This window comes from Arthrobacter sp. GCM10027362 (genome assembly GCF_042679445.1).
Lineage (GTDB): Bacteria > Actinomycetota > Actinomycetes > Actinomycetales > Micrococcaceae > Crystallibacter.
Genome location: NZ_JBHTML010000267.1, coordinates 1 through 3,889, shown reverse-complemented (window position 1 = coordinate 3,889; position 3,889 = coordinate 1). Strand labels below are relative to the sequence as shown.

4 protein-coding genes are annotated in these 3,889 nt (G+C 70.7%); all 4 read left to right on the top strand.

Annotation, left to right across the window (positions count from 1 at the left end):
* Positions 1–252 precede the first annotated feature (252 nt).
* On the top strand, positions 253–1,638 hold the full coding sequence (locus ACFQ36_RS21260) for a cystathionine beta-synthase (protein WP_377017299.1): 1,386 nt from the start codon (positions 253–255) through the stop codon (positions 1,636–1,638).
* A gap of 10 nt (positions 1,639–1,648) precedes the next feature.
* Positions 1,649–2,818: a cystathionine gamma-synthase gene (locus ACFQ36_RS21255; protein WP_377017297.1), complete on the top strand. Its 1,170-nt coding sequence runs from the start codon at positions 1,649–1,651 to the stop codon at positions 2,816–2,818.
* 99 nt (positions 2,819–2,917) lie between these two features.
* Positions 2,918–3,367 (top strand): VOC family protein, encoded by a 450-nt coding sequence (locus tag ACFQ36_RS21250; RefSeq protein WP_377017295.1) that lies wholly within the window; start codon positions 2,918–2,920, stop codon positions 3,365–3,367.
* The coding region (locus tag ACFQ36_RS21245) for an MOSC domain-containing protein (RefSeq protein WP_377017294.1) at positions 3,351–3,889 on the top strand (539 nt) is incomplete at its 3' end. The genes ACFQ36_RS21250 and ACFQ36_RS21245, both read left to right, overlap by 17 nt.

The following is a 3,889-nucleotide window of genomic DNA, read 5'->3' as shown; positions in this document are numbered from 1 at the left end:
CCCGGCACGTGGGATCCTGCCTGCCGCGCGGCAGGATGCCGAGCGTGCCGGCCAGATCGTAGCCGGCGGGCATGCCGACGACGGCGCTGCGGTCCCCGGCAGGTGCAGCCGCTGAGGCGGTGGCCGGGGCAGTGGCAGGCATGTAACCATGCTCCCACGCCTGCCCGGCCCCCGGCGGACCGGCGGCGCCCAATATGACGGCTGTGACGCGGAAAATGACCTTGGTGCGGGCGGACGGGTAGATTTGGGCGCATGAAGTATGCCAATTCCGTGCTGGACCTCATCGGCAACACCCCGTTGGTCAAGCTGAACAAAGTGACCGAAGGAATCGCCGCCACAGTCCTGGCGAAGGTGGAATATTTCAACCCAGGCGGTTCGATCAAGGACCGCATTGCGGTGAAGATGATCGAGCAGGCCGAACGGGAAGGCAAGCTCAAACCCGGCGGCACCGTGGTGGAGCCGACCAGCGGCAACACCGGCGTCGGGCTGGCCCTGGTGGCCCAGCAGAAGGGCTACCGGTCCATCTTCGTGACCCCGGACAAGGTGGGCCAGGAAAAGCGCGACGTGCTCCGGGCCTACGGCGCGGAGGTCGTGGTGACCCCGACTTCCGTGCCCCCGGACAGCCCCGAGTCCTACTACGGCGTCTCGGACCGGCTGGTCACCGAGATCGAGGGCGCGTACAAGCCCGACCAGTTCTCCAACCCCGCCGCCCCGGCCAGCCACTACGAAACCACCGGCCCGGAAATCTGGCGCGACACCGACGGCAAGGTCACCCACGTGGTCATCGGCGCCGGCACCGGCGGCACCATCACCGGCACCGGCCGGTACCTGAAGGACGTTTCCGCCGACCGGCCCGCGGACCAGGGCGGCCGCGTGAAGGTCATCGCCGCGGACCCGGAGGGTTCGGTCTACTCCGGCGGCACCGGCCGGCCGTACTTCGTCGAAGGCGTGGGCGAGGACATGTGGCCGGGCAACTACGACAGGACCGTCCCGGATCAGGTGCTCGCCGTCAACGACGCCGAATCCTTCGCCATGACCCGGCGGCTGGCCCGCGAGGAAGGCCTGCTGGTGGGCGGTTCCTCCGGCATGGCGGTGGTGGCCGCACTGCGGGTGGCCAGGGAGCTCACGGCCGACGACGTCGTCGTCGTCATCCTGCCGGACTCCGGCCGCGGGTACCTGGCCAAGATCTTCAACGACGAGTGGATGCGCTCCTACGGCTTCATCCCCGGCAGCGAGGAAACCACCGTCGGCGAGGTGCTCCGGGGCAAGTCCGGCACCCTGCCGGATCTGGTCCACACCCACCCGTCCGAATCGGTGCGCGACGTCATCGAGATCATCAACGAGTACGGCGTCTCGGTGCTGCCCGTGCTGTCCCAGGAACCGCCGGTGGTGATGGGCGAAGTGGTGGGTGCGGTCGATGAGCGCATGCTGACCGGCAAGCTGTTCACCGGCGAGGCGAAGCTGACCGACCAGGTCGGCGACCACATGGGGGAGAAGATGCCGATCATCGGAGCCCTCGAATCCATCTCCGCGGCCCGCGAGAAGCTCCAGCAGGCCGACGCCCTGATGGTGACCCTCGAGGGCGCGCCCGTGGGGGTGCTCACCCGCCACGACCTGCTGACCTACCTGACGAGCTGAAGGAACCGCCATGACCACACCCGAAAACGCCTCCGTCGCGGGATTCAACACCCGGGCCGTCCACGCCGGGCAGCCCTTCGAACCGCTCACCGGCGCCGTCGTGCCTCCGGTGCACTTCAGCTCCACCTATGCCCAGGACGGCATCGGCGGCCTGCGCAACGGCTATGAGTACGGCCGCGGCGGCAACCCCACCCGCGACGCGCTGCAGGAGCAGCTGGCGGCCCTCGAGGGCGGCCGGCATGCGTTCTCCTTCGCCTCCGGCCTGGCCGCCGAGGACGCGCTGATCCGGGCGCTGCTGGTGCCGGGCGAGCACATCGTGCTCGGCAACGACGCCTACGGCGGAACCTACCGGCTGATCAACCGCGTGCTCGGCGGCTGGGGCGTCGGGCACACCGTGGTGGACATGGCCGACTTCGACGCCGTGGCCGCCGCCGTCGCCGCGCAGCGAACCCGCTTCGTGTGGGTGGAGACCCCCTCGAACCCGATGATGAAGGTCACCGACATCGCCGGGCTGGCCGAGGTGGCGCACGCTGCCGGTGCCCTGCTGGTGGTGGACAACACCTTCGCCTCCCCGTACCTGCAGACCCCGCTGGCGCTGGGCGCGGACATCGTGGTGCACTCGACCACCAAGTACATCGGCGGCCACTCGGACGTGATCGGCGGCGCCGTGGTGCTCAACAACGACGAGCTGGCCGGCAAGGTCGGCTTCGTGCAGTTCGCCGTGGGCGCCGTGTCCTCGCCGATGGATGCCTTTTTGACCACCCGCGGGCTGAAGACCCTGGGCGTGCGGATGGACCGGCACAGCGCCAACGCCCAGGCGGTGGCCGAGTGGCTGGCCGGCCGCGGCGAGGTGGAGGCCGTGTACTACCCGGGTCTGCCGGACCACCCCGGGCACGAGCTGGCGGCCAGGCAGATGCGCGGCTTCGGCGGCATGGTCTCGGTCTCCTTCACCGGCGGCGAGGCCGCGGCGCGGAAGGTCGCCGAATCCACCCAGGTGTTCACCCTCGCCGAATCCCTCGGCGGCATCGAATCGCTGGTCAACTACCCGTCGGAGATGACCCACGCCTCGGTCAAGGGCACCGAACTGGCGGTGCCGGAGAACCTGATCCGGCTCTCCGTGGGCATCGAGGACGCCGAGGACCTGATCGCGGACCTGGACCAGGCCCTGGACCGGCTCTAGGACCGGGGCCCTCGCGCCCGCCCGGCCAGCGCAGGCCCGCCCCATAATATGGGGCGGGCCTCTGGCGTGTCCGGAGGGCGTGTGGGAATACTGGTGGGCATGGAGAACAGACACTACCCTCCGGCCGGCGTCTGGGCCGGCCTGCAGTCGCGCGACGCCCGGGGCCTGATCACCTTCCTGACCGATGCGGTAGGCTTCACCGTCCATGCCCTCTACGAGGAGGGCGGCGCGGTGGTGCACAGCGAGCTGCTGTGGCCCGAAGGCGGGCTGGTCATGGTGTCCGGCTGGAACGGGGACAGCCCGTGGGCCCGGGAACCGGGCACGGCCCTGCTCAATGTCTACACCCATGACCCGGACACCCTGTTCCGCCTGGTCTCGGCCGCGGACGCGGAGATCATCCAGGAGCCCACCGATACCGACTACGGCGCCCGCGCTTTCGGGCTGCGCGACCCGGACGGCAACCTCTGGGCCTTCAGCACCTACCGCGGCCAGCCGCTGCCTGCTCCGGCCGACGAGCTCCAGGACGTCAGCTATGAGGGCCACGCCTGAGCCCGGCCTCCTCCTGGCCGTCTGCCGCGTCCACGCGCTCAAGCCCGATGCCGGGGGCCCGGTGGGCGTCACCGCCATCGACAAGCGGCCGGCCGCCGGGCCGGTCCAGGTGACCGGGCTGGGCCTGCACGCGGACGTCCAGGCCGACCGCAAGCACCACGGCGGGGAACCGAAGGCACTCTACGCCTACGCCGAGGAAGACGCCCGCTGGTGGGCGGACGAACTCGGCCGGGAGATTCCGCCCGGCCTGTTCGGGGAGAACCTGCGCACCGCCGGCGTGGACGTGAACGGCGCGCTGATCGGGGAGCGCTGGCGGATCGGGGCCGAGGTGGTGGTGGAAGCGACCTCGGCCCGGATTCCCTGCGGCACCTTCGCCCGGCACATGGGCGAGGACCGGTGGGTGCGCCGCTTCACCGCCGCCGGCAGGCCGGGGGCGTACCTGCGGGTCCTGGCGGCCGGCCGGATCCAGGCCGGCGACGCCGTCGAAGTCATCCACCGGCCGCGGCACGGGGTGAGCGTGGC